The sequence below is a fragment of the Pseudomonas sp. EL_65y_Pfl2_R96 genome, from assembly GCF_963970905.1.
In the GTDB taxonomy this organism is placed as follows: domain Bacteria; phylum Pseudomonadota; class Gammaproteobacteria; order Pseudomonadales; family Pseudomonadaceae; genus Aquipseudomonas.
The window spans coordinates 1-429 of the sequence record NZ_CAXAQH010000413.1 but is presented as its reverse complement, the minus strand read 5'-3'; the positions used below and the strand labels follow the sequence as shown (position 1 = coordinate 429).

The following is a 429-nucleotide window of genomic DNA, read 5'->3' as shown; positions in this document are numbered from 1 at the left end:
CAAGTGCCCAGACGGTCGACGCTGTCGCTGATCGGCATTCAGATCGGCACGTCTTGCCGAGCGACGCTGGAAAAGCCGTATGTTCGATAGCAACTCGTCACGGTGCGGCCGGAGACGGCGATCTCGGTATAGCCCTCCGGTGTGCCGAGGAATGATCCGCGCCAATCCGCGCCTGCGACGGCACCCGTGGTGATGAAGGACATGCCGTTCAGCTCGATCCGCTCATAGACGTGGCTGTGTGCCTGTAGCACCGCGAGAACATCGTGGTCGCGCAGGACCCGCAGCACGTCGCGGCCATTGACCACGAACGTCCAGTTGTGCGGCGTGTCGAGCCAGGATTCCGGCTCATAGCATTGCATCGCGGTAACCAGCGGAATGTGCGTCACGGCGACAATGCGAGCACCTTTGGGCTGCGCCGCGAGATCGCCG

General features: G+C 63.2%; 1 protein-coding gene. It reads right to left on the bottom strand.

Annotated features, from left to right (window positions below; all coding sequences use genetic code 11):
- Positions 1-38: 38 nt before the first annotated feature.
- Positions 39-429, bottom strand: a 391-nt coding sequence (locus AACY49_RS31335; RefSeq protein ID WP_339528239.1) for a metallophosphoesterase family protein, incomplete at its 5' end; no start/stop codon positions are given.